This is a genomic window from Pseudomonas sp. NPDC088368 (assembly GCF_044753445.1).
GTDB lineage: Bacteria > Pseudomonadota > Gammaproteobacteria > Pseudomonadales > Pseudomonadaceae > Aquipseudomonas > Aquipseudomonas bambusae.
Window position 1 is genome coordinate 705,900 of sequence record NZ_JBIVNG010000001.1, and the last position, 18,850, is coordinate 724,749.

6 protein-coding genes are annotated in these 18,850 nt (G+C 58.2%); 4 read left to right on the forward strand and 2 right to left on the reverse strand.

Annotated elements, in window-relative coordinates; translation table 11 throughout:
- Entirely contained in the window at positions 1-960 is a 960-nt protein-coding gene (locus ACIQAL_RS03035; protein WP_074757176.1) for a MoxR family ATPase, read from the reverse strand.
- A gap of 338 nt (positions 961-1,298) precedes the next feature.
- Between ACIQAL_RS03035 and ACIQAL_RS03040 the strand changes: the two genes are divergently transcribed.
- From ACIQAL_RS03040 to ACIQAL_RS03055, 4 genes are all read left to right on the forward strand, one after another.
- On the forward strand, positions 1,299-6,344 hold the full coding sequence (locus ACIQAL_RS03040; protein WP_401142203.1) for a Tc toxin subunit A: 5,046 nt from the start codon (positions 1,299-1,301) through the stop codon (positions 6,342-6,344).
- Between the two features lie 79 nt (positions 6,345-6,423).
- Positions 6,424-9,447 (forward strand): Ig-like domain-containing protein, encoded by a 3,024-nt coding sequence (locus ACIQAL_RS03045; protein ID WP_401142206.1) that lies wholly within the window; start codon positions 6,424-6,426, stop codon positions 9,445-9,447.
- A 121-nt stretch (positions 9,448-9,568) separates the two neighbouring features.
- Positions 9,569-13,774, forward strand: coding sequence for a neuraminidase-like domain-containing protein (locus tag ACIQAL_RS03050; RefSeq protein ID WP_401142208.1), 4,206 nt, complete (start codon positions 9,569-9,571; stop codon positions 13,772-13,774).
- A 39-nt stretch (positions 13,775-13,813) separates the two neighbouring features.
- Positions 13,814-18,352: a neuraminidase-like domain-containing protein gene (locus tag ACIQAL_RS03055; protein ID WP_401142211.1), complete on the forward strand. Its 4,539-nt coding sequence runs from the start codon at positions 13,814-13,816 to the stop codon at positions 18,350-18,352.
- Here the strand turns inward: ACIQAL_RS03055 and ACIQAL_RS03060 are convergent.
- Positions 18,331-18,690, reverse strand: coding sequence for a hypothetical protein (locus ACIQAL_RS03060; protein ID WP_401142213.1), 360 nt, complete (start codon positions 18,688-18,690; stop codon positions 18,331-18,333). The genes ACIQAL_RS03055 and ACIQAL_RS03060 overlap by 22 nt on opposite strands.
- Between the last annotated feature and the right edge of the window lie 160 nt (positions 18,691-18,850).

Sequence of the window (18,850 nt, forward strand, 5' to 3'; positions counted from 1 at the left end):
TCAGGCGACGGCGACGACGTCAAGAATGCGCTGAATCACGCGGTCCTGATCGATGCCCGCAGCCTCGGCTTCGAACGACAGAATGATGCGATGGCGCAGCACGTCGAAGACCATCGCCTGAATGTCTTCGGGGCTGACGAAATCACGACCGGCCAGCCAGGCGTGGGCACGGGCGCAACGGTCCAGGGAAATCGAGCCACGGGGGCTGGCGCCATAACCGATCCACTCGGCCAACTCGGCGTCGAACTTGGCCGGGGTGCGCGTCGCCATGACCAGTTGAACGAGGTACTCCTCCACCGCGTCGGCCATGTACAGCCCGAGAATTTCCTTGCGGGCGGCGAAAATCGCTTGCTGGGTGACGCGGCGTTCCGGTTTGGTCTCGCCATTCAACGCCTCGCCCCGCGCTTGTTGCAGGATCTTGCGTTCGACGTTGGCGTCCGGGAAACCGATCTTGACGTGCATCAGAAAGCGGTCGAGCTGGGCTTCCGGCAGGGGATAGGTGCCTTCCTGCTCTATGGGGTTTTGCGTGGCCATCACCAGAAACAGTGGGGAGAGGTCGTACGTGCTGCGCCCGACGCTGACCTGACGTTCAGCCATGGCCTCCAGCAGCGCCGACTGGACCTTGGCCGGGGCGCGGTTGATTTCGTCCGCCAGCACCAGGTTGTGGAAGATCGGACCCTGTTGGAAGACGAAGCTGCCGGTTTCCGGGCGATAAATCTCGGTGCCAGTGATGTCGGCGGGCAGCAGGTCGGGGGTGAACTGAATGCGATGGAACTCGGCTTCGATGCCTTCGGCCAGCTCCTTGATCGCCTTGGTCTTGGCCAGACCCGGTGCCCCCTCGACGAGCATGTGGCCATCGGCAAGCAGAGCGATCAGCAGGCGCTCGACCAGTTTCTCCTGCCCGAGAATCTGGGTGGAGAGAAAGGTTCGCAGCGCGATCAACGCTTCACGATGTTCCATCGATGACGGTTCCTGGCAGGGTAGGCGCAGCGCCAAAACGGCACTGAAGCTGGGGGCGTTACTTTAATGCATCGGAGGGGGTGCCGACTAACCGGCCAAGGGGTTTTTTCAGCGTTTCGAGACGTTTACCGGGTAAAAACCGGAAGTGTCTGACAGGTTGCGGGTTTTCCGCCTGCCGCAGCATGGCCGGTGAGCGGCTGCTTCAATCGGGGGGCCTCGTTCGAGTGGGCCGTCGGTCCGATCCCTGGCACGGGTTACCTGAAGCCGTGCTTAGCTTTTCACAGGGTCTTGTGCAGTGACCTTTTCAAGGAAGTACCACCTCAGGATGAGTCACTGCCATGGCCAAAAAAATCCGTAAAACTGAGCCCAAATCCGTGTCCGCTCTGGACATCCTGCTCAAGGGCTCTCAGCAGACCGCCAGCACCTCTGCGTTATCCGAACAGTTCAGCTCGGTCATGAGCCTCGCCAACGCCGGCATTCCCAGGCTGATGGAGCAGAACCCGAGGATGCACATCAGCGAAGCCCGCGATCTGCACGCCCGGGCCCAGGCCATGTCCGTGGTCATCGCCCGGCAGTTCCGCGAGCAGCGCCTGACGGCTTCGGTGCGTCACGCCAATCGGCCGCCCACCGGCGTGAAAGGCCTGGTGGATGGCCCGACTTACACCGACATGTTCAACCCGGACTGGGCCAATCACTGCCCGCCGGACGCCATTGAGGCCACCACGTCCCCCGTCGCCTACCTGGCCGACCTCTATCGATACGCGAAGGCGCTTGAAGCCACGGGCAACAAGGGTGAAGTGATCACCCTCGATCAGCGTCGCCCCGACCTCAAGAACCTGGTGCTGGATCACACTGCGCTGAACCGGATCGAACCGACCATCGTGCTGGTCAACGAGATACTGGAAACATCGATCCGCAGCCATCTGGATGGCATCGGCCTGGAAGCCAAGGCGGTCGATGATGCCCTGCTCGAAGCCCGCTACCCCAACACCTTGCCGTTCGAGCGCTATACCAGCCAGATCAATTACGCCCTTGGTCGCAAGGACCGCACGCTGGGGGATGTCATTCGCGCCGCCGACCCGGCCTATCCTTACTTCAAGGAGCCGGGCGTCCACTCCCTGCTCTCGGACACCGCATTGATTCAAGACACCGGTTTCGGTCCGGTGCAGCAAGGCCTCTTGCTGGAGGCACCGCACTTTCCCGAGGCAGGTGACGACGCCCATCCGCTGGCCAGTGGGGCATGGCGAATCAACCCACGGACGCGGGTGCTGACCAAGGCCGAAGACGACCCCGGCGCTGAAACCACCTTCTATCTCGATAATTTCGGGCTCAGCGGTTTCATCGAGCTGGCAGACACCCAGACTTTCTGCCTCCGAACCGGCCTGAGTACTGACGAGTTGGATGCGCTGCTGAGCGTCGGCGCCTATGCCCCGACCCGATCCGAAAACGTGTCGGGTGAAGGGGCGGTCGATGGCAGCCTGTCTGGCTCTGTCTACATCAACGCAGGCCAGACGCCCGCCATGGCCATTGAAACCCTGCCTGGAAGTGACGAAACCAGCGCTGGGCCGAGCCATCGCATCACCAACCTGACTCCCGATCGCATCGACCGCATGAACCGCATGATCCGTCTGGCGCGCTGGCTGGAACTGCCGTTCGATGAGGTGGACCAGTTGCTGGTGGCCTCCATGCAAGGCGAGCAGCATTCGGCACAGGCCACCCGCCGGGCGAACGCTGAAACGGCCAATCCCTGGCTGATCACTGAAAACACCCTGCGCGCGCTGGGGTTGTTCCAGATCCTGCGCCAGCAGCATGACGTGGCTGCCGAGGACTTTGCGGCGCTGCTGTACGGGCTCAACGTCCACGGACGGGGCAAGACGGCTTCGCAGTTCGACCGTGTGTTCAACAGCCAGGCGCTGTTTTCCATCCCGCTCAGTCTCGACGACAAGCCGTTCACCGCATTGCCGGGGAACGAAGCCGAGCGGCAAAAAATCGATCACTTGTGCGCCGCGCTGGGCATGACTTTCGAAACCTGGCGTTACGTCGCCAAGGTCGTGGAGCAAACCTACGCGGGCGGATCGCTGCGCTGGTCGCGAGAGGTGGTGTCGGCGTTTTATCGGCTGGTACGCCTACCGCGTTATGTGGGTCTGAGCACCATTGAAGCGCTGGCGCTGCTGGAGCTGTTGGACGACGGCGGCAGCCGATTGGTGGCCAAACTGGCCGGTACCACGCAGATCGCCTCGTATTACGCCTCTGCCAACACCGACACTTTGAGCGTCATTCATGCGTTGGTGGACGCCTCCTATTGGTTAAAGGAGCACCGCTGGTCGGTCGCGCAGCTATGCCGGCTGGTGCTGCCTTCCACAACTCAGCCGGTGGCCAGCGATGCCGAGCAAGCGCTGTTGCAACAGATGCACACGCGTCTCCTGTCGGCGTTGATTACCGACAGCAGTTTTGCTCAGGTGGGGGCGCCGGATGTGTCGGTGGTGCTGGACATCGATGATGACGAGCAGGAGGTGTATGTCACTGCGCCCTTCGACTGGTTCAAGGCGCTGGAGAGATTTATCGACACCGGTGAAAAGGACGCCAATGCCAGAGGCCTGGTGCTTTTCGTCGGAGAGGACAGCGAAGAATCGTTCGAGCAGAGGCTGAGCGATGAGGTCAGAAGCGTTCTTGAAGAGGCAGCGATGCCTGTGGAGGAACTGCATCCCAAGATCACCAACATGATCATGCGCGCACGGGGAGCTCAGGAAGCCTTATTGATGGAAGGGCTGGCGGGCTATTTGAGCACTTCTGCAGATGTCGCCAAGGCGTTGCTGTTCTGGAGTGAGGGCAATCGCTATCAACTGTTGGCAGAAGTGTTGAGGGTTTACGGAGACGGCGCCTCCGTCAGAGTTGCGATCGGTGATAGCGTCCTGCTCATACTTGAGGGGCTCTCCAAACGGGCGATGCTTGGCAATCACCTTGACCTGAGCCCGGCCTTCATTGCCCAGCTGCGAGCCCAACCGGGCTGGTTTGGCTTGCAGGACAGCGAACTGTCGATGCAACTGGTCTACTGGGGCACTCAGTACGCCATGCTGCTGCGCCTGAGTGAACAAAACGAGGAAACCCTGCTCGATTATTTCCGTTTGATCAACACCCTGTGGGACGGGGCTACACCCGGTGACCAGCGGCTGCTCAGGGAAAGCGCCGCGAATAAACTCTCCGGCTTTCTGCACTGGGGGATTCGCGAAGCCCTGGCGCTGGCGTACAACCTCCACGACGACGGAGTCATCTTCAACCTCAAGCAGCTGGATACCGTCGCCAGAACCAGCTTGCTCAGTCGTCACACCACACTTGATGCCAAAGCCTTGTTGGCCCTGCACGCGCTGACACCCACCAGCCCGGTTGCTGCCTATCGCCAGGCGGCTGAGCTGGCGTTGAGCTGCCTTACCGACCAGTTGCCGGTCGCCGGTGACGAAGCGGGCCAGAGTGTGTCCAGCACCATCACGGTCACACCGGATTATCTGGTTGCGCGTCGCGACGGCGATGAAGCCACCTACACCATTGCCCTGCGTGATGTGATGGACGCTCCCTATGCTCACGTGTCCATTCGCTGGTCCACCGACTTGGGTGAGCTGGCCTCTCTGGAAAGCCCCACCAACGCCGAGGGGATCGCTACAACGACACTCAAGAGCGGGCGCGACATGGGGGTTGCCACGGTCATCGCCAGGTTTGGTCTGGGCGAACAACTCAAGGCACCTCCTGTCACGATCGACTGTGACGAAGAGAGCATCGTTTTCACAGAACCTTTGGTTGAACCCTCCGAGGCGCTCTCCAACAGGCTGGAAGCCATCAAATGTAAGGTCACGCTTGTTGACCAATATGAGAACAAGGCAGTTGATCGCGCGGTTTCCTGGTACTCAACCCTGGGCGAGTTTCAGCGGCCTCAAACCTACACCGACCGCGAAGGCGTTGCCGTCGCAGAACTGCGCAGTCTTACGGCGGGAGACGCACAGCTTTATGCCGCCTACAGCAATGGCAATCAGATTGTGTTGAACCCTGTCAAATTCCTCAATCGTCCGTACTTCCAATACGTGAGGTTCGATGACGTGGTTATCGAGGACATTGCGGTCAAGGTCGTTTGTTCTCTGGTGAATCTGGATGGAACGCCGCGTGCCGATGAGACCATCACTTGGGCGGCCAAGGACGAAGCAGGCAAAGACTTTGGCAGCCTCTCGGCAACCACTTCCAAAACGGACGCCCAAGGGGTGGCGGTCATCACCTTTACAGCGAGCGAGCTTGGCAAGGTCAGGGTCACGGCGACGGCCAAACCGGCAGAGGGTTCGACCGACAAAACCACCGAGCTGACTACCGTCCACCCGATTCCTGAAATCGTCGACTCTGATCAAAGCCGTCAGGACTTAGTGATTGGCTATGGCGAGCCCATTGTATTTTCGGTATGGGTCAAAGCTGGCGGCGAGGTTGCAGTGGGGTCGCAGGTCACCTGGGAGGTCACCAAACAGGGTTCGCGCAGTAAAAAAGCAGAAACGACCCGCACCACCCGAACTGATAAAGACGGCAAAGCGACATTCAACTCCACGTTTACCTTGGGCAAGCATGTAGTGACCGCGACGGTGAGTGGTACCGCTGTAACCCAGACCTTCAACGTACTGGCTCGCGAGCGTGTGCAGTTCTCCCTGGAACTGAGTGGTGAACTCATGGATGACGCGACTCCCCGGATGATTTCTCGTATCGCCCCATACACACTGCTGGTCAAGGCGGTCAGTGCGGTCAATCCCGGCAACGTTCTTGAAGATGTGTCGTTCACGGTCAGTCTTGTGGAAGGCAACCAGACTATGTACGGCCTCGACATAGAAGGGTTTGGTCAACCACACAGATCCACCAAAGACGGTGTCAAGTTCAATGTAGGGTCTTTCCCAGGTGATGCTCCGACGGATTTCACATTGCGCATCGGCACTGAATACCCGCTGGAATATTCTGACGAGACGTACAAGCTGGGTTGGATATTCAGGTACCAGTCTGCGACGCTTAAATCGGGTGACGAGCTGACAGTGAACTGGGTGTGTGTGCAAGGTAAGGCGCCACCCTTTAACGGCGCTGAAACATCGGTGGGGAATGTACCGTTTTCCGTTCCCGAGAAAGATATCAAAGCGAACTTCCCTGTCGGGCTCAAGGGCGGTACGCCGACCTGGTCCGGCACGCCGGCGGAAAACATTGTCAACCTTGGAAATGGCGATATCACCAAAGTTGATCGAGTCTCGGCGTTGGGCGGGTACCTGATCATGTTGGCGGGCGAAGTGGCGCTTGTCGATCAACGAACCAAGAAGACCAAGAAAGACACTGTTCGGTCTGGAGCGGACAAACGTCGGATTTCTGAAGAATAGAAATTTGCTACCTCCAACAGTGACAACCTATGTAAGACCGTTGAGATTCTTGTTTTCTGATTTCCCCCTTTAGAGGTGCATGATGGGTACTCAAAATGAAAATGGACGTTCATTTAAATTTTCGATCAGTAACGGTGACGTGTACGGGACGGCCCCGATGTTGCTGGGTCGTGACAATCCGTACATGCTGAACGTCAAGCTGGTAGATAAAGACGGCAAGCCTGTTTCAGGTGTCAAGTACTCAATTTCATCTACCAATGATGGTAACCATCGTGTGACTCTCGATGGTATGGATAACACCTACACGTCGTCGGAGTCGGGTAATGACTTCTATCTGGAAGGTTCCGTTGCGACAGAAGAGGCTCATTTAACATTGATGCAGTACGCGTTTTCTGTAGAGTGTGTAACGGATGACGCAGACAAGGTGACTGGAGCGCAAGCGATCAAAATGGGCCGCCTCTTGCGTTGGGGGCGGCCGGGTATCTCTGTTAAAACGAGCCCGGACAAAGCGGTATTTACCACTAAAACAGAACGGGTGGGTAAGGAGTCCGTGGTCGGTGCGAAATGGAACTGGGGTCAGAAGGTCGACACCTGCAAAATCAAAGTAGCGGATTCCATTGACGGTACTGCACCGACATCACTCACCGGAAATACCGACGCCAGTTTCCAGGCGGCGCCGGAAATTGACCTGTCCAGATTTTCCAGCGTCAGCAGGGCCAAAATACAATTCGAAGGCGGTTTATCCAGCGATGGGTTTACGGCGGTGCTTCCTTCCAGCGAAGATAATGTTGACTTGTATTATTTTCAGTCGGTCGCGTTTACCAAGCCGTCGGTTATTGTCGGTGTTCCCGCCGAAGTATCATGCAAGTTGATGGGGCTGGACAAAAAGCCCAGAGCCAACATGGATGTTGAATGGGCGACGAATTTCGGCACACTCGACCCTGTTGCGAACAAGACCAACGCCGAAGGCGTGGCAAAAACGAAGTGCACCGCCAATGAGGCCGGGACCGCGACGGTAACGGTTTTGTCGAAGGCGCAGCGCATGATCAAAGGCACCAGCGCAGCCGTCGGGGTGGGGCCGCTGGTAATCGTTGATCCTGTGCCGAGCGCCTCCCAATACATTGAGGGGCATTCGAAGCCGATACAGTTTTCAGTCACTCTCAAAGCTGCTGAACAGCCCGTATCCGGGTTGACCGTCGAGTGGTTTATAGGCGACACCGCGAAACCCACGAGCACCTCTGATGACTCAGGTAAAGCAGTCCGTGAGCTGACGTTCACACCGGGCGCGAATGTCAAGCAGGTGGTCAAGGCGAGAGTGAAGGATACGCAGGTGCAAACCACGTTTGATGTCAATGTGTATGCAGTCGTTATTACGCGTCAGGAGCCCGCTACCCCAAAATTCATAATCGGCCACACCGACCCGATTACCTTCTCGGTCTGGCTTGAGGCCGCCGGAAAGGCGCCGCCCAGCACCGCCATCGAATGGTTAGTAGACGGCGAACAAAAAGACCCGAGCAATTCGGACAGTGCTGGAAAGGCGACGCAAAGACTGGAATTTACAACGCCAGGCGACCATCGGGTGACGGCAAAGATTGGTCATTCGAACCATTCAGTTGACTTCACCGTGAAAGTCCGCGAGGTGGAGTTAATCGATCTCAAGGCCAGCGACACAGCGTTTGCAATACAACATTCACCTCCGATCACGTTCTCAGTACGGCTTAGGGTTAAAGACGATGGAGAACTCTTGCCGAAAAGAAGGATTGAATGGACGGTGGGAGCGGACACGGTAACAAGGGAGACCGATTCCGACAGTGTGTCTCACTTTGAAAGAAGCTTTCAAACTGCGGGAGATCATACGATCACGGCGAAAGATCCCAGGTCGGGGAAAACAAAGAGTATTTCCGTCAAAGCGTCGGTGGCGGAGATAACAGTTCCTCACGCCAGTACGACGGAATACGTGCTCAAGCATTCCCCAGACGTTGAGTTTTGGGTGGTCTTGAAGGCGGGTGATAAACCCTTGGCGGGGAAAAAAATACAATGGTTGGTGGACGGCGTGAGCCACGATGAAACCTTCACGAATCCGGAAGGTAAAGCCGTACACACTATAGGTTTCGGAAAAATTGGCGATCGAAGGATAGAAGCAAAAGATGTGGTGACCGGGACGTCGGCGGCGGTGACCGTTAAGGTGGTTGAGATTGAGATTACGGACCCCAAGTCCAGTGCGACCGAGTATGTCATCGGACAATCCTCGGAGGTTGAGTTTTCGATCGTGCTGAAGGCGGGGGGGAAGCTATTGCCGGGGATCGCCGTTGATTGGTCTATAGAAGGAAAGACAATAACAGTCACTTCTAACGCCGAAGGAAAAGTGCTCTTCAAACAGGGGTTTCAAGAAGCAGGTACACATTTGGTCACGGCGAAAGTCAGCAGGTCGGGGCAAACGACGTCCTTTACCGTAAGAGCGTCTATGCTGATATTTGATGTGAAATGGAGTGCAGAGAATAATGCTGCGCTGATTCCGCTGACACCCAACCTCAGATTTCGCCTCCATCGGTACGCGATCAACGTCAGGATCCTGGACCCAGCAGGTACTCCCGTTGAAGGGATCCGCTTCAGGCTCACAGCGGATAGTAAGGCTCAGCAAAATGGAATTCATATCGACGGCTTGGGGGTTGAAAAAACTTCTACGCGCGAGGGAACGAATTATACGATGACGACGGAATACGCTACGTCACCCGCGCTACTGGAATTGACGCTTGCGGGCACGCCAGTTCAGGAATGGTCGCATACCTATCAACTGGGTTGGTTGTACGAGCCGGCATCAGCCCACTATGCCGCGTCGTTGAAACAGCTGAACGTTAGGTATCATTCTGTTTCCCCAACGCATCTTCCCGCTCCGCAGTCACCCTTTCTTCCGATACTGCTCCGCATTCCAGCCAGAGGTTGGGTCGGTAGCTTGTATGTATTTGCTGCTCTAGAGACTGTTGTTGCGGATCGATTCTTTCCGAGTCTGATTGTATACAAAGGCGATAAGATTTTATCGCCGTTCCATACCTCCATTGATGAGTTTGTTGTTTTGCTCGCAGGCGAAGTTGTGGTTAAGTAAAAAAATAATATATTTGTTTATTAATAGGTCGCAAAGTTGCTAAAGCGGATAGCTTCATTAGAAGCGTCGAACATGAGCTCAAGCAGCACACTGGATGGCTTCGCCGCTCGGAGTAACGATCATGGAATCAAGCACAACCCCGGCACTCGCCCAACCCCACCGCGACGCTTTGGTGGCCTATTACCTCGGCCAACTCGTCCCCAACGAAGACTCCGACGCGCCCGATAACATCATTACCCCCGAGGACCTGTACGAATACCTGCTGATCGACAATCAGGTCGGCGCCGAGGTCGACACCAGTCGCGTGGCGCAGGGCATTGCCAGCGTGCAACAACACGTCCACGCCATCTACAACGGCATGGAACCTGGCTTTGGGCAGTTGGGGGATACCGCGCAACATCAGCACTCTCAGCAGCAGTGGCAGGAGGCGATGAGTCAGTACAGCACTTGGGCGGGGTATCAGATGTTGGTGGATTACCCGGAAAACTACCTCGATCCGACGTTGCGGTTGGGCAAGACCGAGACGTTTCAGGCATTCGAGGGAGCGCTGGGGCAGGCTCGGTTGACGCCGGATAACGTGCAGAAGGCGCTCGGTCATTACCTCACCCGGTTTGAGGAAGTCAGCAATCTGGACACCGTGTGCTGCTACATCGATGGCGAAAATTTTCGCCGGGCCGATTATTACTTCATCGGTCGATCTCCTGCCGATCCGTCGCAGTATTACTGGCGCAAGGCGGCGCTGGATCTGGACGATGGCAGCACGCATGTCCCACCCTCGGCCTGGACGGAGTGGAAAAAAATCGATGTAAAAGCTGCAGGTACAGTGACCCATGTGCGAGCCGCCGTGGTAGCGGGGCGCCTGCATCTGGTGTGGCTGGAGCAGGTGCGCGAGACGCTGGACGCAGATGACAAACTGATCGCAGACAGTTTCATCTACCGCTTAAACGTCAGTTATCTGAAAACCGATGGGCGGTGGACTGCTGCGATCTGCCTGGATGAGAAGCCCCTGCCTTCATTTGCCACCCTTGAGACAAATGGCTACGTGCTGGTCGCGGCAATGGATGGTCGCCATTACCCCGAGCCGAAGCTGGTGGTGGCCCTGATGAAGGAGGGCGATACCCAAAAAGACGACTACAAGCTTTATCAGGTACGCACACAGCACTGGAAGAATGTGAACTTGGTCGCCAGCTTGGAATCTCTCGAACGGTCCCTGACAAATCAATTGAGAGGTGGGCCTGGCGGTGCGCAGTTCCGCATTATGGGCGCGGATACTGATGGCAATGTGTGGGGGGTACAACAAGTAGCTTGGAACCCTGGGGGCGAAAACCAGGAAGGCGCGCTTAGCCGTTTTCTTGAGCTTGAGGTAACAGTCTGCGTGCCGGCCAAAACAATGCTGATGTATTGCACGACCGTGTGTCGTACCCCTTGGTACTTCTCAGAAGGGGCAGGTGGAGCACCGTCCAACGGTAAAGTTGGCATGTGGAGAAATAATCCGCGGGCTGAATATTCGGTGATATTCAATGGGGCGGCACGTTCCCCCGGAGTGGAAACGGCCTGGGTCGGCAAGTCAGGTATTCCGGACACGGATTGGTTGTGCGTTGGCAACCCCGATTCGTCCACCAACATCGGGTACAGCGAATTCGACATCGTTCGCAAGAAACGCGCCGATGTGATCCCGGCTTTCGTCAAGACGGACCAGGGCGGACTGTTCCTCGACCTCGCAGGGCTTGCACTGCCGAAGCTGCGCTATGTACGCCTGAACACGACGTTCGCTGGCGAATTGGTGCGCAAGGCCGAGCGCTCGCTTGCGGGTGTATTGGGGTGGGAAACCCAACACACGCAGGAGCCGCCGATCCCGGGCAGCGCCGCGCCAGCCAACGTGGATTTCAACGGTGCCAATGGCCTGTATTTCTGGGAGATCTTTTTCCACGTGCCGCACCTGGCGGCCTGGCGTCTTTATCAGTCGTTCGACTATTCGGGCGCCGAACAGTGGCTCAATTACCTGTTCAACCCACAGGTGCGCGTGGCGCCGTTGTTTCCGCCGCCTGATCAGGTGCAGTGGCAGCCGTACTGGACCAGCAGACCGCTGGCGTTCGCCGATGACCCGCAGCGTGATGTCGCCGCCCCGGTCGATCCCGACGCGATCGCCTACGGTGCGCCGTCGCACTACCGCAAGGCGATTTTCATGCTCTATGTGGACAACATCATCGCCATGGGCGACTCGCTGTACCGGCAGGTCACCCGCGATGCACTCAACGAAGCGAAGTTGCACTACGTGCGCGCATTGTCGTTGCTGGGGCCGTTGTCCAAGGGTCGCAGCATCAGCCAGTGGGCGCCGATGACGCTGGAAGACGCCGCTGACTACGAGGAAAAAACGTTTTCATCGTTTGAGGCTTCAACATTCAAAGGGCTGCAACACGACACACCTCGCGGCAACGAAGGGGCGCCGTGGGTGCGTCTGATCGATGCGCCCTGGTTCCGCCTGCCGGTCAATACGCGGCTGCTGGATCTTTGGGATGAGCTCGACCTGCGCCTGTCCAACCTGCGTCACAACCTGACGCTGGATGGCCGCGCCATGACCCTCGCGCTTTATGAGGCACCTGCCAATCCGCTGGACCTGCTGCGTGCACAGCTCAATGGCAGCAGCCTTTCATTGCGGCGACTGGGCGCTCAGGGCAGCATCCCGCCGTACCGTTTCGCAGTGCTGTTGCCCCGTGCCCGGGATGCCGTGGAAGTCTTGATTCGCTTCGGCGAGCAGGTGCGCCAGGCGATGGAGATGCGCGATCGCGCCGAGCAGGAAACCCTGCAGCAAGGCCATGTGATGGAGCTGTCGGCGTTTGTCGAACAGCTCGATGCGCTGGCCGTCGAGCAGGCCCAGCGCAGCCTGGAGGTTAGCGTCGCGACGAAGGCGCAGCATCAGAATCAGATCGACTACTACGAGCGTTTGTTGGCCAGAGACGTTAGTCAGGCCGAGCGCGACGCTGATGAGATGTTCGGGACGGCAGCCCGCTCTCGCGTAGTGGCGGGGGAGTTCCGCGCAATGGGCCACTCCGCGGGCACGGCGCCCAATACGGTGACGTTCCCGCCTGGGCCGGTGCCTGTGCCTGTGCCGGGTGGTTGGCAGTGGGGCGGGCCAGCCTGGGCAGCGGCGTCCATTCTGGAGGGTAAAAGCCTTACTTCTTCGGACACGGCTGAAGCGCACCTGCGCAGCGATGCCCACGCCCGGCGCCGTGATGAATGGACCCTGCTCAAGGATCAGGCGCAGCACCAGCTCGAATCGGTGGAGCGCCAGATCGAGCAGCACCAGATCAAGATCAGCTCCGCGCAGATCAAGCGCGAACGGTCACTGATGGCCCGCGCCCATGCTCAGTCGTTGTATGCCTTTATGGAAAACCGGGCGACCAATGCCGCTTTGCATCAATGGCTGCTCAGCCAGATGTCCACGTTGTACTTCCAGGCGTACGACGCCGTGCTCTCGCAGTGTCTGGCCGCCGAAGCTTGCTGGCAGTACGAAATCGGCGAACCACAGACTTCTTTCGTGCCGTTGAATGCCTGGGTCGACAACCGCCATGGCTTCACTGCGGGCGAAAGCCTGAGCCTGGGTCTGCTGCAGATGGAGTCGGCGTATCTGGTGCGCAACGAGCGCAGGTTGTCGCTGGTCAAGACCGTCTCCCTGCGGCGTTTGCTGCAGGGCTATCAAAGCGAGGGTGGACAGCAAGGATGGGCGGCCGTGGTTGCCGACCTGCGCAGCCGTGGGGATATCGACTTCCAGCTCAAGCCTTCGCTGTTCGATCAGGATTATCCCGGCCATTACCTGCGGCAACTGGCGCAGATGTCGGTGTCGCTGCCGGGTGTGCTCGGGCCATACGAAAACGCCCGGCTGACTCTCAGCCAATTGAGCAGCAGCTACCTGCTCAAGCCGGACATGGGCGGCAGCAAGTACCTGTATCAGCAGGCGCAGGAGCTGGAGGGCCAGCATGACGACGTGAACCCGCGCTATGTGCTGGCCAACCCTCGGGTCAACCAACAGGTGGCGATCTCCGGCGATCTGGAAAGCGCCGGCATGCTGGATGCCCGGCCGGGAGACGAGCGCTATCTGCCGTTCGAGGGTACTGGCGCGGTGTCGAGTTGGTCGCTGTCCTTTCCCCGCCATGCCAGCGCGCGGCAGCAGGCGCTGTTCGACGGGTTGCAGGACATCATTCTCCATGTGCGCTACTACGCCACGGACGGTGGAAAACCCTTTGCCGAACAGATCAAGGGCCTGATCCCGAATGCCGGGAACAGACCAAAGCCAGCCGCACGGCGCAAGGCGCTGCCGTCCAGCTGAGCCTGATTACGCACATCAACGGATGATGAGGAACGCACCATGGACCAGTCAATCATCGGGGTTCTGGAACAACAACGGCGCGACGCGCTGGTCGCCTGGTACCTGGGGCAACTGGTGTCCAAGGCGGAACGGCAGACGCGGGTCGTGAATGAAAACGATCTGTATGAGTACCTGCTGATCGACAATCAGGTCACCGCTCAGGTCGACACCAGTCGAGTTGCGCAAGGCATTGCCAGCGTGCAACAGCACATTCATGCGATCTACAACGGCATGGAGCCGGGCTACGGCAGCGTCAGTCATGACACCCTGTCACTGTGGCGCGACGGGATGGCCCAGTACAGCCAGTGGGCCGGTTACCAGATGCTGGAGGACTACCCCGAAAACTACCTGCAACCGGCATTGCGGCTGGACAAGACGTCGATGTTCAAGACCTTCGAGTCGGAACTGTCACAGGCACGGCTGACCGAAGACACGGTGCAAAAGGCGCTGGGTAATTATCTACAGGCGTTCGAGACGGTCAGTAACCTGGAGACGGTCGCGTGCTACGTCGACGACACGAAGTTCATCAACGCCGACTATTACTTCCTCGGCCGACAACGCATCGAGCCGTTCGCGTTCTACTGGCGCAAGTCCCATCTGTATAAAAGTGAGGGGGCCGATAAAGCGCAGATGGCGGGCTGGACCGAATGGAAACCGATCGACGCCATTGGCGGAGCGCATATCAAACATTGCCGCCCCGTGGTCATGGACGGCAGGTTGTATGTAGTGTGGGCGCAAAGCGGCAAGGCGATTCTGGATGACGAGGGGAAGAAAAACGGGGCGTTTGAGTTTGTCATCAAGCTGGCGTATCGGCGGCTGGATGACAGCTGGAGTGTACCGATCGAGTTGCACAAGGGTGAGGCGCCCGATGAGTTGGTGGCTAATATACTCAACAGTGAATTTCATGTGACCAAAGGCTATCGCATGAGGGCCAGTGTTGATCATCGTGATGGCAACAATCCGCGACTCTTGGTCGGTTTCGAGGCTAAGGGTTTTTCCAAAAACTTCAATGCCACGCTTGCGTTTAATCAGTTCCTGAGACCGCTTGATAGCAGCGAGGAGATTCGTGTCATTCTCGATTTCATGGCGGGGCCCGATGTAAGACGCGTTCAGTACTCCGCAGACTTGCTTGCCCTGGAGCAGATCAATCAATGGAGAATCGCATCGATCGTCTGGAATAGCGCTACCCCACCAACGACCCCCGGCAACGGTGAACAGGCTAGTAACAACTATTTAGAGTTAGATGCGCAATGGCTCAATGGTCGTTTGGTATTGGAGGGTTTCTGCAAAAAGCCAGTCTTTGAAAAAAAGCTAAGGGGTTTTAAGTTTACCTATAGCGTAGTAACCCAAACAACGCCGTTTACGTGGACCGTCCATACCGCGGGCTCTGGAACGTATTGGGAAGTGGAGACAGTTATAAACAATTTGCTACCGGTTATTATGGATAGTGTAGATCTTTATCATCGCGATCAAAAAATTCATTCGTTTTCTCATAGCGACCTTAGCCTGGTTGAGAGCGGTTTTTGGGCGAATCGTTATTTTACGAGCGCGTTCATCGGGGTGTCAGGTGAGTTTGATCCATCGGATACTCCCTTTGTTTTGAAGTGGCCGAGTGGTAGGAGGGACGACCAGCGGCTTAAGGAGGAGTTTATTGACGTCGACTACGAACCCGCAGTGATGTCGTCGGGGTTCGCGCATTACACCAAAGATTGGCTTCGCCAAGGTGAGAAAGTTGTGCTCAATGGTGACGCCAGGACTGCGCCCCTTTATCACGACTGGCCCAATGGAGAGGGCCTTGAACGAACCTATCAGTGGGGGGGCGATGTCACGTCGGGAGACATGCAGAAATTCGGCCTGAACGGCTTCACCGTCATTCGCGAACCCGTGGCGCAGTCGGTTCCCTGGATACCGACGAACGCTGAAGGCGCACAGTATCTGGATCTGACGAATAAACCTGTCGGGGCGGGAGATGTCCGCGTTCGGCTTAATACCCTCTGCGCCAAAGACCTCGTCCGCCAAGCCAGCTTGTCACTCCAAGGCGCGCTGTCATGGGAAACACAGCACACTGAAGAGCCGCCGCTGACCGGCCAGGCGGCGCCGGTGTACCTCGACTTCTCCGGTGCCAATGGCCTGTATTTCTGGGAAATCTTCTTCCACGCGCCACATCTGATTGCCACCCGACTGCAACAGGAGTTCGATTACCGTGCTGCACAGCAATGGCTGGAGTTGCTGTTCAACCCGCAGATGCGCGTGGCACCGCTATTCCCGCCGCCTTCGCAAACTGAATGGCTGCCGTACTGGAGCTGTCGGCCATTGGGGCTGCCGGACAATCCGGCACTGGAGCTGGAAGGCCTGGCCAACCCCGACGCCATCGCCCGCGGCGCGCCCTCGCATTACCGAAAGGCGATTTTCATGCTGTACCTGAACAACCTGATCGCTTGGGGCGACATGCTCTACCGCCAGGTGACCCGCGATACGTTGAACGAGGCCAAATTGCTTTATGTGCGCGCTCTATCGCTGCTCGGGCCTTTGAGCAAGGGTCGCAGCATCAGTCGGTGGGCGCCTGTGACGCTGGATGATGCCGCAACAGAGGGAGAGGGCACGTTTGCTGCGCTGGAGTCGCTCGGCGAAACCTTCGCCGGTCTGGTGCCGCTACAGAGTGAGCAAGCGCCCTGGCAGCGTTTGCTGGACCAGACGATCTTCCGCCTGCCGGTCAATACGCAACTGCTCGATCTGTGGGACACCCTTGATCAGCGGCTGCATAACCTGCGCCACAACCTGACGCTGGACGGCAAACCCATGCACCTTGCGCTGTATGAAGTGCCGGCCAACCCGCTGGATCTGCTGCGTGCGCAACTCAACGGCAGCAGCCTGAGCCAGCGGCGTCTGGGGTCGCTGTCCATCGTGCCGCCGTATCGCTTCCGGGCGATGCTGCCCCGCGCCCAGAATGCGGTGGAAACCCTGATCCGCTTCTCTCAGCAGGTGCTCAATCACCTGGAGGCCAAAGGGCGGGCCGAGCAGGAAGAGCTGCAACAAGGCCATGTGCTGGAGGACCTGGCCAGCTTCGCCGAAAAACTTCAACAGAGTGCGATCGATGAAGCGGCCAAGGGGCTTGAGGTGCTGCAGGCGAACCGCCAAGGCGTGAACGCGCGCAAACGCTACTACGACGAGCAGATCAGCCGGGATGTCAGTGCCCAGGAGAAATCTGCCCATCAGGCACGTCAGGATGCGCTCGGGGCGTCAACCGCAGCGAGGACCTCGGGCGCGGTTGGCCACCTGGCGAACCTGGCACCGAATCTTTTCGGTGGGGCCATCGGGGGGATGGCGCTCGGCGGGGCAGCATTCGCCGCGTCCGAGGCCTTCGAGTCCTCTGCGGCCACTGAACTGGAACTGGCTCAACAGCTTTTGACCAGCGACATGCAGACCCGTCGCCGCGAGGAGTGGCAGAACCAGGCTCGCCAGGCTGAACTCGAACTGGCCACGCTGGACGAGCAGATCAGCGTTCAGAAAGTGGCGCTGGCCTCCACTCAAACCAGCTTTGCTCAAGCCACTCGTTCTCGCGAGCAGGCCGAAGCGCTGTATGCCTTCATCAAGGGTCGTGCGACGAACATCGGCTTGTATCAATGGCTGCTCAGCCAGATGTCGACCCTGTACTTCCAGGCCTACGATGCGGTGTTGTCACTGTGCCTGAGCACCGAAGCCTGCTGGCAGTATGAAATTGGCGATCGAGATACACGGTTCATTTCGGCGTCGGCATGGGTGGACAACCGTTTCGGCTTGACGGCTGGCGAGGCATTGAAGCTTGGGTTATTGCAGATGGAATCGGCGTTCTTGAGCCGCCACGAGCGTCGTCTTGAAATGACCAAAACGTTATCGCTCAAAGAGCTGCTGAAAGAGTACGACCCCAATGCCGGCCAGGCGCCGGACGCGGTCACCGGTTGGGACGGTGTGCTGGAAACCTTGCGCACTCAGGGCGAGATCGACTTCCAGCTCAAATCCTCGACCTTCGACGCGGATTATCCAGGGCACTATCTGCGGCAACTGGTCCGGCTCTCGGTTTCGCTGCCGGTGGTGCTCAAGCCTTATCAAGACGTTCACGCGACCCTGAGCCAGCAGACCAGCACCTACCTGCTCAAGCCGCAGATAGGCAACGTCAAATACCTGTATCAACAGGCGGGCGAGTTGCCGGAGGATGACGATGAAGATGTCCGCAATGACCAGTTGGTGACCAACCCCCGCGCCAATCAGCAGATCGGCCTGTCTACGGGCGTGGACGACCACGGCATGTTCCAGCTCGATTTCGGTGACGAACGCTACTTCCCGTTCGAGGGCACCGGGGCCATCTCACGCTGGACCCTGAGCTTCCCCCATCACGAAGCGGAGGATCAGCAAGCCATGCTCGACACCCTCACCGACGTCATTCTGCACATCCGCTACCTGGCAGTAGACGGCGGCAAGGCGTTCGCCGCCGACGTGGAAAAGCTGGTGGCGGCTGTCGAAAGCGTGGACGCGGAGCGTCAGGCCACTTCGCTCACGTAAGTGCCCACGTCCTTGAGGATGATCTTCAGCGTGGCATCCAGCTCGGCCAGTTCGCTGGCCGGGGTGGTGTGGGCGATCTCATACGTGGTGTCGCCGCCAAACGGCTTGGCGTCGACGGCATCGATTTCGACCTTGAGCTGCGTGGCGGAGAGGGTGACTTTCAGATTTGACTCGACGTGAATGGTGTCGTCGCGAAACGTGATATCGACTTCGTCCTCATCCGGAAAGCGCGCCAGCAGGAACAGATCGCCGTTGGTGGCATGGCAGCACGCCAGCGCCATGTCATCTTCTTCCTCGTCGCAGGGGTTGTAGATGAAGCTGTCGGTGGTCAATTGCATGGCGGTGTTCCTCTGGTTTGGCGCGGGGCAGGGGAGGGATTTTGCCAGTCCTGCGGAAAATTTGCCTGCACCTGATCTCCAAACCGCACGCCACCCCGCTTCTGGCCACAGGCCGTGGGAGCTGGGTTGCCTGCGATCTGCCGAGAATCGGCAGTAGCTC